Origin of the sequence: Actinomadura sp. NAK00032 (genome assembly GCF_013364275.1) — a bacterium.
Classification (GTDB): domain Bacteria; phylum Actinomycetota; class Actinomycetes; order Streptosporangiales; family Streptosporangiaceae; genus Spirillospora.
The window spans coordinates 6547283-6564093 of the sequence record NZ_CP054932.1; the positions used below are offsets into that span (position 1 = coordinate 6547283).

General features: G+C 73.3%; 10 protein-coding genes, 4 tRNA genes and 1 pseudogene. 2 read left to right on the plus strand and 13 right to left on the minus strand.

The annotated features are described in order from the left end of the window. Nucleotides 1-62: 62 nt before the first annotated feature. Nucleotides 63-1196: an ROK family transcriptional regulator gene (locus tag HUT06_RS29905; RefSeq protein ID WP_217711519.1), complete on the minus strand. Its 1134-nt coding sequence runs from the start codon at nucleotides 1194-1196 to the stop codon at nucleotides 63-65. Nucleotides 1197-1287: 91 nt separating this feature from the next. After that, entirely contained in the window at nucleotides 1288-3132 is a 1845-nt protein-coding gene (locus HUT06_RS29910) for a glycoside hydrolase family 3 protein (protein ID WP_254715458.1), read from the minus strand. A gap of 291 nt (nucleotides 3133-3423) precedes the next feature. On the opposite strand from HUT06_RS29910, the gene HUT06_RS29915 reads away from it, so the two are divergent. Next, complete coding sequence (locus HUT06_RS29915) at nucleotides 3424-4770, plus strand: cytochrome P450 (protein ID WP_176198764.1); 1347 nt, start codon at nucleotides 3424-3426, stop codon at nucleotides 4768-4770. 23 nt (nucleotides 4771-4793) lie between these two features. On the opposite strand, the gene HUT06_RS29920 is transcribed toward HUT06_RS29915, so the two are convergent. The 3 genes and pseudogenes from HUT06_RS29920 to HUT06_RS29930 all read right to left on the minus strand — a co-directional run. Further along, nucleotides 4794-5399 carry a class I SAM-dependent methyltransferase gene (locus tag HUT06_RS29920; RefSeq protein ID WP_176198765.1) on the minus strand — a complete coding sequence of 202 codons (606 nt, stop codon included), beginning with the start codon at nucleotides 5397-5399 and terminating at the stop codon, nucleotides 4794-4796. A gap of 55 nt (nucleotides 5400-5454) precedes the next feature. Further along, nucleotides 5455-6753 carry a wax ester/triacylglycerol synthase domain-containing protein gene (locus tag HUT06_RS29925; protein WP_176198766.1) on the minus strand — a complete coding sequence of 433 codons (1299 nt, stop codon included), beginning with the start codon at nucleotides 6751-6753 and terminating at the stop codon, nucleotides 5455-5457. 143 nt (nucleotides 6754-6896) lie between these two features. Beyond that, nucleotides 6897-7376: pseudogene (locus tag HUT06_RS29930) on the minus strand (2,3-dihydroxybenzoate-AMP ligase); the annotation flags it as partial. Here HUT06_RS29930 and HUT06_RS29935 point away from each other — a divergent pair. Then, nucleotides 7354-12435: a type I polyketide synthase gene (locus HUT06_RS29935; protein WP_217711520.1), complete on the plus strand. Its 5082-nt coding sequence runs from the start codon at nucleotides 7354-7356 to the stop codon at nucleotides 12433-12435. The pseudogene HUT06_RS29930 and the gene HUT06_RS29935 sit on opposite strands and share 23 nt — an antisense overlap. Before the next feature lie 40 nt (nucleotides 12436-12475). Here the strand turns inward: HUT06_RS29935 and HUT06_RS29940 are convergent. From HUT06_RS29940 to HUT06_RS29975, 8 genes are all read right to left on the minus strand, one after another. Continuing rightward, nucleotides 12476-12547, minus strand: a tRNA-His gene (locus tag HUT06_RS29940). Between the two features lie 2 nt (nucleotides 12548-12549). Further along, nucleotides 12550-12622: transfer RNA gene (locus HUT06_RS29945), tRNA-Arg, on the minus strand. Between the two features lie 11 nt (nucleotides 12623-12633). Next, nucleotides 12634-12706 (minus strand) — tRNA-Met (locus HUT06_RS29950). 1 nt (nucleotide 12707) lies between these two features. Further along, nucleotides 12708-12792, minus strand: a tRNA-Ser gene (locus HUT06_RS29955). Nucleotides 12793-12984: 192 nt separating this feature from the next. Next, nucleotides 12985-13248, minus strand: a complete 264-nt coding sequence (locus tag HUT06_RS29960; protein ID WP_254715459.1) for a sigma factor-like helix-turn-helix DNA-binding protein — start codon at nucleotides 13246-13248, stop codon at nucleotides 12985-12987. A gap of 51 nt (nucleotides 13249-13299) precedes the next feature. After that, entirely contained in the window at nucleotides 13300-14235 is a 936-nt protein-coding gene (locus tag HUT06_RS29965) for an ROK family protein (RefSeq protein ID WP_176198768.1), read from the minus strand. Continuing rightward, a complete protein-coding gene (gene manA, locus HUT06_RS29970; protein ID WP_368407041.1) occupies nucleotides 14232-15353 on the minus strand; it encodes a mannose-6-phosphate isomerase, class I in 1122 nt (373 codons plus the stop codon). Before manA ends, HUT06_RS29965 begins: the two co-directional genes overlap by 4 nt. A 309-nt stretch (nucleotides 15354-15662) precedes the next feature. Next, entirely contained in the window at nucleotides 15663-16811 is a 1149-nt protein-coding gene (locus HUT06_RS29975) for an MFS transporter (RefSeq protein WP_176198769.1), read from the minus strand.

Sequence of the window (16811 nt, forward strand, 5' to 3'; positions counted from 1 at the left end):
GGACCCTACAACCTCCCCCCGACAGGACCGAGGACCCTTTCGCGCAGCGCGTCCGTCTCCGGCTACGTCGCGGCGCGGCGGTCGAGGCGGAAGAGGTCCTCGTCGATGCGGTCGAGGGCGAGGCGGACGGCGCCGAGGCCCACCGCCTCGTCCCCCAGCCGGGAGCCCTCGACCCGGACGGGGGCGAGGCACAGCGGCCGGACCTGCCGGCGCAGCTCGGCGACCAGCGGGCCGCAGGCCCCGGCGAGCGGCCCCGCCACGACGATCATCTCCGGGTCGAGCGCGAGGGCCATCGCCGCGACGCCCCGGGCCATCCGGGCGGCGAGCGCGTTCACCAGCGCCTGCGCCGCCTCGTCGCCGGCCGCCGCCGCGTCCAGCACCCGCACGGCCCGGTCGAGGGACGGCTCCCCCGCCAGCGCCGCGGCGGTGTCGCGCAGCCCCAGCTCGGGCAGCATGCCGATCTCCCCGGCGGCGCCGCGGCGGCCCCGGTGCAGCCGCCCGCCGATCAGCGCGCCCGCCCCGGCGTCCAGCGCGGCGTACACGCACACGACGTCGTCGGCGGCGCGGGCGGCGCCGCGCCACCGCTCGGCCAGCGCGGCGAGGTTGGCGTCGTTCTCCACGAGGACGGGGCAGGGGAAGGAGCGGCCCAGCTCGCGGGCCAGCCGGACGCCCGCCCAGCCCGGCGGCACCGTGCAGGACGTGACCGTCCCGTCCGGGGCGACGACGCCGGGGGTGCCGGCGGCGACCGCCCACAGCGACCGCCGGCCGACCCGCACCGCGCCGAGGAACGCCGTGACCGCGGCGCGCACCGCCGCGATCCGCTCCCCCGCCGGGGCCCGCGGGTCGAGCGCGGTGCTGCGGCCGCCGACGACCTCGCCGGTGAGGTCGGCGACGAGCAGCCGCACCCGGTGCGCGCGGATGTCGATGCCGAGCGCGTGCCCCGCCTCGGCGCGGAACCGGTACCGGCGCGCGGGACGGCCGATCCCGGTGCCGGGGCGCGGCGCGTCCTCGGCGGCCAGGCCGCGGCGGATCAGCTCGCCCAGCACGCCCTCGGTCGTCGGCCGCGACAGCCCGACCCGTGCCGCCAGCTCCGACAGCGTCGCCTCGCCGCCGTCGCGCAGCGCCCGCAGGGTCGCGGCCGAGTTGAGGCGGCGGAGCACCGAGGGGTCTCCCCCGTGCAGCGGATGTTGCGACACGGCACCTCTCGACGGCGATCGGCGCGCGCGACCGCCCGGCGCGCGGCTGCGCCAAGGATAGCCAGGTCACCGGGGATGATCGAGTCCCCGGCTAGCCATAGGTCAGGCCGTAGCCGAACGGGAAGAGGGGCTTCTTGCCGTCGCCCCGGTTGATGGGCTCCTGGTCGCCGCCGCGCATCCACGTCACCGGGAGCTTCCCGCGCGGGTCGGCGTCGCCGTACAGGACGTCGGCGACGCCCCGCCCCTCGGTGCCCGGCAGCCACGCCGCGACCAGCGCGTCCCATTTCGGCAGGTCCTCGGCGACGTCCAGCGGACGGCCCGACACCAGCACCACGATCACCGGGACGCCGGCGCCGCGCAGCCGGTCGATGGTCTTCAGGTCGGCGTCGTCCAGGCCGAGGCCGTCCGTCCGGTCGCCGTGGTACTCCGCGTACGGTGTCTCGCCCACCACGGCGATCGCCGCGTCGTAGGACGGGTCGATGCCGGTGCCGTCCTTGCTGTAGGTGACGGTCGCGTCCGGGTCGGCGGCCTTGCGGATGCCGTCCAGGATCGTCGTGCCCGGGGTGATCGGGCCCGGCTTGCCCTGCCAGGTGATCGTCCAGCCGCCGGACTGCATGCCGATGTCGTCCGCGCTGCGGCCCGCGACGAACACCTTGTCGTCGTCGTCCAGCGGGAGGACGTCGTCGTCGTTCTTCAGCAGCACCTGCGACTCGGCGACCGCCCGCCGCGCCAGCGCGCGGTGCGCGGCGCTGCCGACCGTCTTCAGGTATGACCGGTCCGCCATGGGCTGCTCGAACAGGCCCAGCTCGAACTTCTTGGTCAGGATGCGGCGGTTCGCGTCGTCGATGCGCTCCATCGGGACGTCGCCGTTCTTCACCTCGTCCCGCAGGTAGTCGATGAAGCGGCGCCACTCGGTCGGCACCATGACCATGTCGATGCCGGCGTTGATCGCCGCGGCGACCTCGTCCTTGGTGAAGCCGGGCTTGCCGTCGATCTCGTCGATGCCGTTGTAGTCCGACACCACGAACCCGCCGAAGCCCAACTCGCCCTTCAGCACGTCCGTGATGAGGTACTTGTTCTGGTGCATCTTCAGCCCGTTCCACGAGCTGTAGGAGATCATCACCGAGCCGACGCCGCGCTTCACCGCCGCCTGGAACGGCGGCAGGTGCACCGCGCGCAGCTCCTTCTCCGGCAGCCGCACGTCGCCCCGGTCGTCGCCGCCCTCGGTGCCGCCGTCCCCCACGTAGTGCTTGGCCGTCGCCAGCACCGACGTGGGGCCGCCCAGCTCGTCCCCTTGCAGCCCGTCGATGACCGTCGTCATCATCGTCGCCAGCTCGGGCACCTCGCCGAACGACTCGTACGTCCGCCCCCACCGGTCGTCGCGGGCGACGCAGACGCACGGGGCGAAGTCCCAGTCGACGCCCGTCCCCGCCATCTCCGCCGCTGTCGCGGCGCCGATCGCGCGGACCAGCGCGGGATCGCGGGTCGCGCCGAGCCCGATGTTGTGCGGGAAGATCGTCGCGCCGACCATGTTGTTGTTCCCGTGCACCGCGTCCACGCCGTACATGAGCGGGACGCGCAGCGGCGCGGCGAGCGCGGCCCGCTGGAACCCGTCGTACATGTCGGCCCAGCTCTCCGGCGTGTTCGGCTCGGGCGCCGACCCGCCGCTGGACAGCACCGACCCGATCCGGTACCGGGTGACCTCGTCCGGGGTGACGTATCTGCGCTCCGGCTGCGTCATCTGGCCGAGCTTGTCCGCCAGGCTCATCCGGTCGAGCAGGTCGGCGACCCGGTCCTGGACGGACAGGTGCGGGTCCAGGTAGGGGGCGGGCCCCGGCTCCGCCCGCACGGGCCCGCCGTAGCCGACGAGCGCCAGCGCCGCCAGCGCGCCGAACGCGAGGAGCCGGGACCGCATCGCTTTCAGGGAGGTGCGCATGCGGAAAGCTTTTCCAGGGTTGATCAAACGCAACGCAACCGACTGCCCGCGCATGGGCAATATCTGGCGGTCACCGCCAGGACAAATAACCCCGACCAGGAACAAACCGCCGTTGCCCCGACCGCGGCCCCGCATGCGGGCCGGGATCGAGAGTTTTCCTACGATCTACACATTGATCAACATGACCACTCGAACCACGGAAACAGGGTCCGTAGCACCTCATCGCGAATGAGGGAAAAGGGATGCGCCGAGCACGGCACAAATGGACTCCAGGTTCCCTGGGGAGGGCTCATGGCAGTCAGGATTCTCGCTGCGCCACCGGAAGGCAGCGGCCTCGAACCGGTGCGCGGGCAGCCCGGCCTTCCGTTCGTCGGGAACACCGTGCGGTTCATACGGCGGCCCTTCGCGGTCACTCGCGACCAGTACCGGGAGTTCGGCCCGGTCACGTGGACATGGCTGTTCGGCAGGCGGGCCGTGGTCGTGCACGGGCCGGAGGCCGCCGAGGCGGTCCTGGTCGACCGCGAAGGGGTCTTCGCCCACGGGCCCGCCTGGCAGGAGTTCCTGGGCCCGTTCTTCCGCCGCGGCCTCACCCGCCTGGACTTCGAGGAGCATCTCCAGCACCGGCGGATCATGCAGCGGGCGTTCACCCGCGACCGGCTGCGCTCGTACACGAGCGCGCTGGCACCCGGCATCAGACGCGACGTCCAGGCGTGGGAGCACGGCCGCGGCTTCCGGATGCACGACCACCTCAAGGTGCTCGCGCTCACCTGCGTCCTCGACGTCTTCATGGGCGTCCGGGTGGAGCGGCCCGAAGCCGTCCGGGTCATCAGGGCCCTCAACGAGACCATCGCCGCCGGCGGGGCCATCGTGCGGTTTCCGGTGCCGGGGCTGCGGTGGCACAAGGGCCTCCAGGCTCGCGGGAGACTGGAGGAGTACATGCGCCGGCACCTGGCCGCCAAGCGCCGCGGCGGAGGCGACGACCTGTTCGCCATGCTCTCCCGGGCCGAGACCGACGACGGGCGCGCGTTCACCGACGAGGACGTCGTCAACCACATGATCTTCATGTTGCAGGCGGCGCACGACGCCACCGCCACCACGCTCGCCATGGCGGCCTATCACCTCGGCGCGTCCCCGGCGTGGCAGGAGCGGCTGCGGGAGGAGTCGCTGGCGCTCGGCAAACCCACCCTGGAGTTCGACGACCTGGAATCGCTTCCCGCTGCCGGACTGGTGATGAAGGAGGCGCTCCGGCTGGTGACGTCGCCCTCAATGCTGCCTCGCCGGGCCATCAGGGACACCCAGATCCTCGGCCATTACATTCCGTCCGGATCGCTGGTGATCGTACCCCCGCTCACCAATCACCGCATGCCCGCGTACTGGACCGACCCGGAACGGTTCGATCCCGACCGCTTTTCCGCACCGCGCTACGAGGACCGGGTGCACAAGTACGCTTTGACGCCCTTCGGCGGCGGTGCCCATAAATGCATCGGCTCGCACTTCGCGGACATGCATTTCAAAAGCATCCTGCACCAGATCCTGCTCAACCACCGCTGGAGCATTCCCGCGAACGGCCGGTGGCCGATCCGCATGACCTCCCTCGTGCCGAAGGACGGGCTGCCCGTCCATCTCTCGGCCGTCTGAGGGTCCGCGGGCCCGTACTCCCGTCAGCCGTCCCGCCGGGATCCGCCGTAGATCATGTCCCCGAAGAACGGGTCGCGATGACCCAGCACCGTCAAGCCCTGGGCATCGATCTCTTCGACGAGCTGGGAGCCGGTGAAGCGGTTCTCGGTGGGATGGGAGCGGTTGTGCCGCAGGTGCGGCCGGTCGAGCCCCTGCTTGGTGAGCTCCTCGAAGTAGAACGTGCCGCCCGGTCTGAGGACGCGGGCCACTTCCCGCACGGCCGCCTGCCAGTCGGGGACATGGTGCAGGATGCCGAAGTCGACGACCGCGTCGTACTCTCCGTCCGCGGGTACCAGGGCGCTGAGGTCGGTGACGTCGGCGATCCCGACCCGCACCCGGCCGCGGTGGGGCGCCAGCCGCCGCCGGGCCCGCCGCACCATCGCCGGATCCAGGTCGACGGCGTCCACGTGGCCCGCTCCCCACTCTTCCAGCAGGAGCTGGGACCCGTAGCCGGACCCGCATCCGATCTCCAGCACCCGGCCCCCCTCGGGGAGCGGGCCGCCGAACCGCCGCATCAGCGGCAGCGCGAGCCGGCGTTGCATCGCCCGCCGCACGGGGCTGTTCATGAACGCGGTCTCCACCTTGTCCATCGGCTCGTCCGCCTTCCTTGGCCAGGTGTATTCCTTGGTCAGGTCTATTCCTTGGTCAGGTGTAGGCCCTGTGCAGGTCGGCCAAGGCTTCACCGCAGAGCTTTCCCAGGTGATCGGGAGTCGTGGGAGAGTCATCGGCGGCGAGGGACTTCTCGGCGAGCATGCAGACGGTCACCGAGGTCTCGTACTGGACGATCGCCACGATGAGGCGCTGGATCGGCGTCATCGCCGGGATCGCGAGCACGGTGCGCACGGGGTCGCCGAGAACGGACAGCCGCGGCGCCACCCGGAGCGTCGAGACGCATGCGTTGATGAGGCCGGGATCAAGGTAGCGATAGATGATCCTCCTGGCCACCGGGGAGGGAATGCCCGCGAGCGCCCGCCCGCGGTCGCGGTAGGCCTGGATCCGCTGCCCACTGGTCTGCTCCATGACCTGGCCCAGATGCTCGCGGGGAGAGGATCGGCCGCACGCCAGCGTCACCGGGAGCACGCCCACGGAATTGCTCAGGGCTCCGGCGCGGTCGGGCGGCCGGAGGTTGACCGGGACCCAGATGGTGAGGTCCCGCCGGCCGTGCGGCGCCTGCCATTCCCGCGGGGTCCACATGCGGAACGCGCCGGTGAGGGTCGCCAGGCACACCTGGTTGACGGTGGCCTCGGCGGCCCGGGCGACGTCCTGCAGCTGCCTGATGTCCAGGTCGATGGCACGAAGGAGGCATTCCCCGGTGAACGGTTGCCGGTTGGGCAGCCACGGGGTGCGGCGCCGCAGCGGGAACCCCGGATCGGTCAGGACCGACTTGACCATTCGTGAAGCGCGGGCCGCGGACTCCCGCGCGCCCGCACGCCGTCCGCGCCCGCGGAGCGGGCCGCCGCCGTCCGGGCCCGGCACGGAGGGCAGGGGCAGCCGCCGGCGGCCGAACAAGGCTTCGATCGTCGCGAACAGGGACGAGCCGTCCTGGAACATGTGGTGGGTCCGGTAGCAGACCAGGTACTCGTCGGGTTCGTGTCCGCGCAGGAGGGTGAGGTCCCACAGCGGACGCCTGAGAGACAGGTCCGGCAGATCGAAGATCGCGGCCATCGGGTCGTCGCCGGGCTCCAGCACCCGTTCGCCGACGTGGTGCCGGAGGTCGACGCCGGGGTCCTGCCGCCTCCACCCCCCATGGGCCCTGTCCAGCCGGAACGTCAGGACGGGAGCCTGGTTCAGCCGGTTCCCGACATGGTCCCGCAGCGCGGCCAGGTCGGGAGCGGCACCCTTCACCACGAGGATTCCACCGGTGGCCATGGAGATGTCCTCATGTTCGTCCACGTACTTGAGGACCTTGTCAACGGGGTTGAGCGGCACCGTTCCGGGCGGCACACGGCGTGAAGATGGCAGTCGCATTCTTGTCCCCTTTCCTGAAGCCATGCCCCATTGTCACTCTCCGTGATGCTAATACTTCCCAGAGCGACGAAGGTCAGGCGGGGGGCAGCGGGCGGTCAAAGTACGCCGCTCGCCGAAGGCTAGGAGAACCGCGCGGTCAGTTGTGCTTTGTCGACCTTTCCGACGGCGGTGCGGGGAAGCATTTCGACCCGCTCCATCTGGTCGGGGTACTTGTAGGAGGCCAGCCCGCGGTCGCGCAGGAAGTTCCTGATGTCGCGCAGCGTCGGCGCCTTGTCCGCATGGGTGGGACGCAGGATGAGGACCGCGCAGCTCCGCTCCCCCGTGATCGGGTCGGGAAGGCCGACCACGGCGGCGTCGAGCACCGCCGGGTGCGTGAGGAGGTGTTTCTCCACCTCGGGGGCCGCCACCTTCTCGGCGCCCCGGTTGATCTGGTCCTTCTTCCTCCCCTCCACGACGACGTGCCCCGAGGGCAGGACGCGCACCAGGTCGCCGGTGCGGTAGAAGCCGTCGCCGGTGAAGGAACGGGCGTTGTGCTCGGCGGCGCGGTAGTAGCCGCGCAGCGTGTACGGGCCGCGGGTGAGGAGCTCTCCGACCTGGCCGGGAGCGACGTCGGCGCCGCCGGCGTCGTGGACGCTGCTGGCCGAGGGCCGCGACGGGATCGGGGAAGCCCCGCCCGAACGCTGGGCGCCCTACGTCGCCGGCGACCCCGAGACCGCCGCCGCCGTGCGCCGCACGCTGCGCCCGGCGGGCTACCTCGCCGACATCGCCGGTTTCGACGCCGCCTTCTTCGGCATCTCGCCACGCGAGGCGCTGTCGATCGACCCGCAGCAGCGGATGCTCCTGGAGACCTGCTGGGAGGCCCTGGAACGCGCCGGCATCCCGCCGCGGTCGCTGCGGGGCACCGACACCGGGGTCTTCATGGCGGGCAACTCCCACGACTACGGCGACCGGCTGATGGAGGACCTGCCCCGGCTGGAGGCCTGGGCGCTCAACGGGACCTACATGTTCGGCCTGGCCAACCGGCTGTCCCACGCGCTGGACCTGCACGGGTCGAGCCTGGCCGTCGACACCGCCTGCGCCGGTTCGCTCACCGCCCTGCACATGGCATGCCAGCACCTGTGGCGGGGGGAGGTCGACCTGGCCGTCACCGGCGGCGCCAACGTGATGGCCGCTCCCGGCATCCAGATCGTCCTGAACGCGGCCGGCGCCACCGCCGCCGACGGCCGGAGCAAGAGCTTCGACGCCGCCGCCGACGGGTACGGGCGCGGCGAGGGCGTCGGCGTGGTGATCCTCAAACGCCTCACCGACGCGCAGCGCGACGGTGACCCGGTGCTCGCGCTCGTCCGCGGCGGAGGCGTCTTCCACGACGGGACCGGCGAGGACATGATGGCGCCCAACGGCGCCGCCCAGGAGCGCATGCTGCGTCACGTGTACGAGCGGAGCGGCGTCTCCCCGGCCAGTGTCGGCTACGTCGAGACGCACGGCACCGGGACGCCCGCGGGCGACCCGGTCGAGGCGAACGCGCTGGCCGCCTTCTTCGGGACCGGCCGTCCGGCGGAGCGGCCCTGCCTGATCGGTTCGGTCAAGCCGAACATCGGCCACCTGGAGGCCGCCGCGGGGATCGCCGGGGTCATCAAGGCAGTGCTGTGCCTGCGGCACCGGGAGATAGCGGCGAGCCTGCACAGCGAGCCGTCCGGCTCCGTGGATTGGGACCGGTGCGGCCTGAAGGTGGTGCCCGCGCTGACCCCGTGGCCCGACGAGGACGGTCCCGCGCGGGCGGCGGTGTCCAGCTTCGGGGTCGGCGGCACCATCGCCCACGTGATCCTGGAGCAGGCCCCGCCCTCCAGCGTCCCGCCCCCGAGAACCCGTCGTTCGGGCGCCCGGTCCTCCGGTTCCCCGTCCGCCGCGCCCCGCGCGGCCGACGAGGCCGCCGCCGGCCCCCATGTCTTCCCGCTGTCGTCGATGTCGGAGGCGGGCGTGCAGGCCCAGGCCGCCCGGCTGGCCGACTGGATCGCCGCCCATCCCGACACCCCGGCGGCCTCGATCGGCCGTACCCTCGCCCGGCACCGGTCCCATCTGGCCTACCGCTCGACGGTCGTGGCCGCCGGCACCGCGCAGCTCGCGGAACGGCTGGGCGCTCCGGAACCGTTCCGCGCGCTCAGCCAGGACGCCCAGGTCGACCCCGTCTGGGTGTTCTCGGGGCACGGCGCCCAATGGGACGGCATGGGCCGCGAACTGCTGGCCGAGGAGCCGGTGTTCGCCGCCGCGATCGACGAGCTGGAACCGGTGTACCGGGAGGAGCTCGGCTACTCGGCTCGCGAGGCGATCATGGAGGGGGACTGGTCCTCCGCCGCCCGCGTGCAGGCCATCACCTTCGCCATGCAGGTCGCCCTGGCCGACCTGTGGCGGACGCGCGGGCTGCGTCCCGGCGCGATCGTCGGGCACTCCGTCGGCGAGATCGCGGCCGCGGTGGTGGCCGGCGCCCTGGACCGGACGCAGGCCGCGCGGTTCGCCTGCCGCCGGTCGCAGGTGGTCCGGCGCGCCGCCGGGCACGGCGGCATGGCCATGGTCGCGCTGCCCTTCGAACAGGCGAGCAAGCGCCTGATCGACCGCGACGACCTGGTCGCGGCCGTCAACGCCGCCCCCAACTGGTCGGTGGTCTCCGGAAGCGCCGAGGCCCTGCGCACGATGGAGGCCGAGTGCGCCGAGGAGGGGATCACCGTCCGGCACGTGGGAACGGACATCCCCTTCCACAGCCCGTACATGGGACCCCTGATCGACGACGTCCGGGCCGCCGCCCGAGAGCTCGACTGCGCGCCGCCCGCGGTCCCGATGTACAGCTCGGTGACCGAGGACCCGCGCTCGGCCGCCGACCGGGACGACGCCTACTGGACGGCGATGCTGCGTGAACCCGTCCGCTTCGCCGACGCGATCGAGGCGGCCGTCGCCGACGGGCACCGGCTGTTCGTGGAGGTGTCCAGCCACCCCGTGGTGAGCCATTCCATCAGCGAGATCCTGGAGGACCTCGACGTCGAGGAGGGCGCCGCGGTGTGCAGCCTCCGCCGCGGCCGCCCCGAGCTCGAAACGCTGCTGGGCAGCCTCGGCGAGCTGCACTGCCGGGGCGCCCGGATCGACTGGTCGGCGCTGTACCCCGACGGCCCGCTGCTGGACCTGCCGACCATGGCCTGGCAGCGGCGGCCGTTCTGGCCGGCGGTGACCGGCCGCGCGGCGCAGGGCGGCGGCCACGACCCCGCCGGCCACACCCTGCTCGGTGCGCGGACGACGGTGAACGGCAGTTCGCCGACGCGGCTGTGGCAGACCCACCTCGACTACGACCGCCGCCCCTACCCGGACAGCCACCCGGTGCACGACATCGAGATCGTCCCGGCGGCCGTGCTGCTCAACACCTTCTTCACCGCGGGAGGCGCGGCGCTCGCGGACGTCGACCTGCGGATCCCGGTGGCCGTCACCGCGCCCCGCGCCGTCCAGGTGATCCAGCAGGACGACCACCTGCGGCTGTGCACCCGGCTGACCGAGGACTCGGGCGGCGACGAGAAGGGCTGGATCACCCACACGACCGCGACCGTCGTCCCGCACGAGGCCCCGGCGGACTGGCCGGACGATCCCGAGGCGCTGCGGGCGAGGTGCGCCGAGCAGTGGCCGTGGGACAGGATCGAGGAACTCTTCCGCCGCCGCGGAATCGGCGGCTACGGATTCAGCTGGACCGTCGAGGAACTGCACCGGGGCGACGGTGAGCTCATCGCCACCCTCACCGCGCCGGCGGGCTCGAGCTGGGCACCGCTGCTGGACGGCGCCCTGACCATGACTCCGCTGCTGCTGCCCGACGACGAATCGCTGCGGATGCCGGCGCACATCGCCGCGGCCGGTGTCGAGGGCGAGCCGCCCCACCGCGCCCTCGTCCACGCGCGCCTCAACGGCGACCGGATCGATGTCTCCATCGCCGACGAGAGCACCCGCGTCCTCGCCCGTATCGGCGGCCTGCGCTTCGACCTGCTCGACGGCCCGCCCGGCGCGTTCGCCCCGCCGCAGCGGCTCGTCCATGAGCTCACCTGGGTGCCACTTGATTATGGAACGTTCCAAGAGATTCTCATCCCCATCGTCGTGGTCGGCGCGCACCCGGCCGACCGCGACTGGCTGGCCCGGGCCGGCGTGGACTGCCTGCACGCGGAGACGCCGCAGGAGGCGGTCGCCCTGCGCCCGGGCACCGTGCTGGTGCCCGCGGCACCGCCCGACCCCGGCGAGTCCCCGCACGCCGCGGCCCGGCGCAACGCTCTGGCCCTCGCCCGCACCGCGCAGGAACTGCACGGGCTGCCCTGCCCGGTGGCGCTGTGGTCCCTCACCCGCGGCGTGCGCGACGGCCGCGAACTGGCGCACGCGTCCGTCCCCGGGATGGCCCGCATCATCGCCGGCGAGCACCCCGACATCTGGGGCGGCATCATCGACGTCGAAGGCGAGCCCACCGGCGAGCGGCTCCTCGACGTGCTCCGCACCGGCGCGGACCAGGACGTCATCGCCCTGACGCCCGACGCCGTCCGCACCGCTCGCCTGGCCCCGGTCCAGCGGAACCCGAGCCGGCCCGCCACCGTCTACCGTCCCGACTCCACCTACCTGATCACCGGTGGCCTGGGCGCGCTCGGCCTGGAGGTCGCCCACTGGCTCGCCGGCCGCGGCGCCCGCCGGCTGGTGCTCCTCGGCCGCCGGGGACTGCCGCCCCGCCGCGAATGGGACGCGGTCACCGACGCCGCCGTCCTGCGGCGGATCGACTCGGTACGCGCGCTGGAGGCACTCGGCGTGATGGTCCGCGTGGTCGCCTGCGACATCGCCGATGCCGACCAGGCCGCCGCCGCGCTCGACCCCGCCGCACTGGACATGCCGCCGGTGCGCGGCATCGTGCACGCCGCCGGCGTCGTCCGGGACACCCGGCTCATCGATCTCGACGAGTCCGCCCTCGCCGAGGTCATGCGGCCCAAGGCCGACGGAGCGATGGTTCTGCACGACCTCTTCCCGCCCGGCACCCTGGACTTCTTCTGCCTGTTCTCCTCCAGCGGGCAGTACACCCGCATCACGGGCCAGGCCGCCTACGCCGCCGCCAACTCCTTCCTCGACGCCCTGGCGACCCACCGCCCCGACGCGATCAGCCTGGGCTGGATGACCTGGCGAGACATGGGAATGTCGGAGTCCAACAGCGCCGGCCTGGCCGAGGCCAACGCGCGCGGCCTCGACGCGATCTCGGCCACGGAGGCGTTCGAGGCCTGGCGCCTGGCCGAGCGCCTCGACTCCTCCCACCTCGCCATCGCACGCGTGATCCCCACGCCCGCGCCCGCGGTGGTCCTGAGCCAGTTGCCCGTCACCGACGACATTCCCGAAACGACCTCCGCACCCGTCCGCTCGGAGGACCTGCCCGCCGACGTCTGCGCCCAGATCGCCGCCGAACTGAAAATGGATCCCGCCGAGATCGACCAGCGACGGCCGCTGGCCGAGATGGGGCTGGACTCGGTCATGACCGTCCGACTCCGCGCCCGGCTGACCCGCTCCTACGGCGTCGAACTCCCCCCGACCCTGCTGTGGGAGCAGCCCACCGCCCGCGCGCTGATCACCTACCTCGAGCAGCAACTCGCCCCTCAGGACGGCGATTGACCGCCCGCTCGGAAAGGAGCAGCACATGCAAAAGGCGAAGGGCCCCCGATCGGGATCGAACCGACACCTCCAGGACCACAACCTGGCGTGCAGACCACTACACCACGAAGGCCGTGTCTCCGGCAGGAATCGAACCTGCGACCTCCGGGTCCGCAACCCGGCGCGCTCTCCACTGCGCCACGGAGACGTGTTGTTACGTACCAGGTGCAGGAATCGAACCTGCCTGCAGCGGGATATGAATCCGCCGGACACACCAGCATCCTCACCTGGCGCGGAGGGTGCGAGACTCGAACTCGCGCAGGGTCGCCCCTGACCACGGCTTAGCAAGCCGCTGCCTTCCCACTCGGCCAACCCTCCGGGAAAACAAAAAGACCGCCCGCGGCCTGCGGGCGGTCAACGTCGGAACGGGTCACGTCCCTCGGCGGCTCCCGAGACCGGAAAGGCTGCTGTGCATTCGATGGCGACGCATTTCCCGCTCCTCCTGGTCTCGTTCGGTGCAACACCCATGCTGCCGCGGCGATTCCCGCCCGGCAACCCATTTAACCGCCGTCAAACGGCGGATCTGGTCGCGTCCAGCGCCGCGCTCAACGCACGGAGCGCGTGGTAGACGCGAACCTTGACCACGTCGACCGGCACCCCCAGCGAGGCGGCGGCCTCGTTGACCGACCGGTCCCGGAAGACCGTCTCGGTGAGGATCTCGCGATGCGCCGACGGCAGCGCCTGGAAGGCCCGGGCGACCACCGCAGGGCGCACCCGCCGCCCCGCCGTACCGGGGCCGGCCGAACCGGTGTTCTTGCCCATTCGCAGTGCCACGCCACGAACCTCGCACCCCACCACCCCAACCGCCCGCCCCTTATGCCCGCGTTAAGGAAGCGTTGAGGGTGGGGTTTGGGGGGTTGGCTGGAGGGGGGTGTTGGAGGACAGGAGGGCGAGGGCGGCGGCGCCGTAGAGGCCGGCGTCTCGGTCGAGGGTGGTGGCGGTGACATTCAGGTCGCGGAGGTGGGGCATGCCGGCGTGTTCGGCGAGGGCCTTGCGGAGGGGGTCGAGGAGGAGGTCGCCGGAGGCGGCGACGCCGCCGCCGATGACGACGTCGCGGACGTCCAGGACGGCGGCGGTGCCGAGGATGGCGGTGGCGAGGGCGGCGGCGGCGCGCTGGAAGGCGGCGAGGGGGACGCGGGCGCCGTCGCGGGCGGCGGTGGCGAGGGCCTTGGCGTCGGGGCGGCCGGTCGCGAGGGTCCAGCCCTGGGCGAGCGCCCAGCGGACCATGCTGGGGCCGCCGGCGACCGTCTCCAGGCAGCCGCGGGCGCCGCACACGCAGGGTTCGCCCTGGTCGTCGACGAGGACGTGGCCGATGTGGCCGGCGTTGCCGGTGCGGCCCGTCCAAGGGCGGCCGTCGAGGATGAGGCCGCCGCCGACGCCGGTCGACACGACGATGCCGAGCAGGGACGGGGCGCCGTGGCCGCCGCGCCACCATTCGCCGAGGGCCATGCACTGGGCGTCGCCCGCGAGGGAGACCGGGACGCCGGGGACGAGGCGCTGGACGGCGGCGACGAGGGGGTAGCCGCGCCAGCGCGGGATGTTGATGGGGCTGACGGTGCCGGCGGCGGTGTCGATCGGGCCCGCCGAGCCGATGCCGACGCCGGTGACGGACGGGTCGGCGAAGTCGGCGACGAGGCCGCGGAGGGTGGCGGTGGGCGACTGGCCGACGGGGTGCTCGGCGCGGTCGAGGAGCGTTCCGGAGGGGTCGACGCGGGCGACGGCGAACTTGGTGCCGCCGATGTCGAGGGCGAGGACGGTCATGAGCCGATCCCCGGGAGGACGCGGTAGAGCGTGCCTTTTCCGGTGAGGTGGACGGCGGGGGCGGCGGCGGGGACGAACGCGGCCTCGCCGCGGGCGAGGGTCAGGGCGCGGGTGGTGGTGAGCGTCGCTTCGCCTTCGAGGCAGAGGAGGGTCTGGGGCAGGCCGGTGGGCAGGTCGGCCGGGGCGGCGAGGTCGTGGCGGACGAGGGTGAACTCGTCGGCGCCGGGGCGGTAGCGGTCGCCGGCGGGCTCGACCCTGGCCGGGGCGGACGGCGCGAACTCGACGACGCGCATCAGTTCGGGGACGTCCACGTGCTTGCCGGTGAGGCCGCAGCGCAGGACGTTGTCGGAGTTCGCCATGACCTCGATCGCGAGGCCTCCCAGGTAGGAGTGCGGGACTCCGGCGTCGAGGAAGAGGGCCTCGCCGGGCTTCAGCTCGACGTGGTTGAGCAGGAGCGCGGCGAGGACGCCGGGGTCGCCGGGGTGGGCGCGGGCGATGTCGGCGTAGACGCCGGTGAGGGCGGGTTCGACCGCTGCGAGGGCCGGGGCGGAGCCCGCGTCCAGCATCTCGGTGAGGACGGTGCGGAGGGCCTGGGCGGGCGGTTCAGTGCGGAGCGTCTCCGCCCAGGGGCGCAGGGCGGGGACGGCGAGGCCGTCGAGGAGGGCCGCCGTCGCGGTCGGCTCGCGGAAGCCGCAGAGGCCGTGGAAGTCGGTGAGGGCGCAGACCATCTCGGGCTTGTGGAAAGGGTCCTTGTAGGTGCGGGCGGGGTCGCCGATCGGGATGCCGCGCGCCTCTTCGGCGGCGAAGCCCGCCTCCGCCTGCGCGGTGGTGGGGTGCACCTGGAGGGAGAGCGGTTTCTCGACCGCCAGCACCTTGAGCAGGTAGGGCAGTGTCGGGCCGAAGCGGGCCAGCGAGGGCGCGCCGAGCATCCCGGCCGGGTCGCGTTCGATGAGGACGTTGAGCGGCGTCCCGTCCACCGACGAGGGGGCGGCCGGATGCGCGCCCGCCCACAGTTCGGCCTGCGGGCGCCCGGTCGGCTCGGTACCGAGCAGCTCCGGCAACGCGGTGCGCGACCCCCAGTCGTAGGGCCGGATCACGGTGGACAGCGGCAGCGGCACCAACCCGCGCGTTCTCCTTACTCGGTGCGCCAAGTCGGGAGGTCGGCGCTCGTGAGGACAGCGTACAAGCGCCGGGGACGGGCGGGCACTGGGCCGTCCGGTGAACCTCCGGCGGGCCCCCACTCGAACTGATGGTCGGGGACGGCGTCCGGCGGGCCCGACCCTCTAGGATGAGCGCCGGGGAGGTGGTGGACGTGGGCAAGCACAACAAGCCGGCGACGCGGTCGTGCCCCGGCTGCAACGGGACCGGGACCAGCACCGCCACCCACGAGCGATGCAACGTGTGCCACGGCACGGGCCGCATCTGAGCTAGCGCCGCAGCTGGGCGAGGGTGATGAGCAGGGCCGCCGCGCAGGACGCCCAGGCCAGGACGGCGTAGCCGCCGGCCGACAGGACGGCGGTGGAGGCCAGGCTCGCGGCGGCGGCGATGGTCCAGACGGCGGCGTCGACGGCGCCCTCGACGTGCGGGCGGTCCGCCTCGGGGAGGTCGCGGGCGAGTCGGCCGCTGCCGCCGACGAAGCACAGGTTCCAGCCGTAGCCGAGCAGGAACAGCGCCGCGGGACGTCCCACGGAGCCGGTCGCGACGGCCGCGAGCGCGGTGGACAGCGCCAGGGTGAGCAGCCCGCCGATGATCACGGGACGGGCGCCGAAGCGGTCGAACAGGCGGCCCGTCACGGGTGACAGCGCGAACATCCCCAGCGTGTGCGCGGACAGGGTCATCCCGACGGCGTCCAGGCCGTCGCCGTGCATGTGCATGTCGAGCGGGGCCGCGGTCATGACGGCGACCATCACGACCTGCGCCGTCACCATCGCCGTCAGCGCGGACCGCGCGGCCGGGGTCCGGATCAGCCCGCGCAACGGCACCGGACGCGCGGGGCCGCCCGGCCGTCCGCGCGGGATGCCGGTCGCGGCGGCGGCGGCGACCCCGCAGGTGAGGACGGCGAGGAGGAACGGGCCGGTCAGCGCGGGAAGCCCGGCGCCGCCGGCGAGGGCGCCGGACGGGTCGAGCAGCAGCGGGCCGCCGACGGCGCCGGCGGCGGCCGACCACACGACGAGCCCGATGGCGAAGCCGCGCCGCCCGGCCGGGTACTGGTCGGCGGCCGCGTAGCGGGACAGCTGGGCGCCCGCGTTGCCGAGGCCGAGCAGGAGCATGCCGGCGCACAGCCCGGCGATGTCGCCGCCGGCGACCGCGGCGGCGGCCAGGCAGGCGCCGGCCGCCGCGGCGGCGTAGCCGAGGACGAAGGCGGCGCGGCGGCCGAGCCGGCGGGTCAGCCGGGTCAGCAGGAGCGCGCCGATGCCCGTCCCGACGATGCCGGCGGTGCCGGGGACGCCGCCCCAGCCGGTGCCGAGCCGGTCGCCGGCGACGAGGGTGCCCGTGGCGCTCGCCACCGCCATGGAGGCGTTCATCAGGGCGGTGCCCGAGCAGAGGGCCGCCATCGGTCCGGTGCGTTTCGCCAT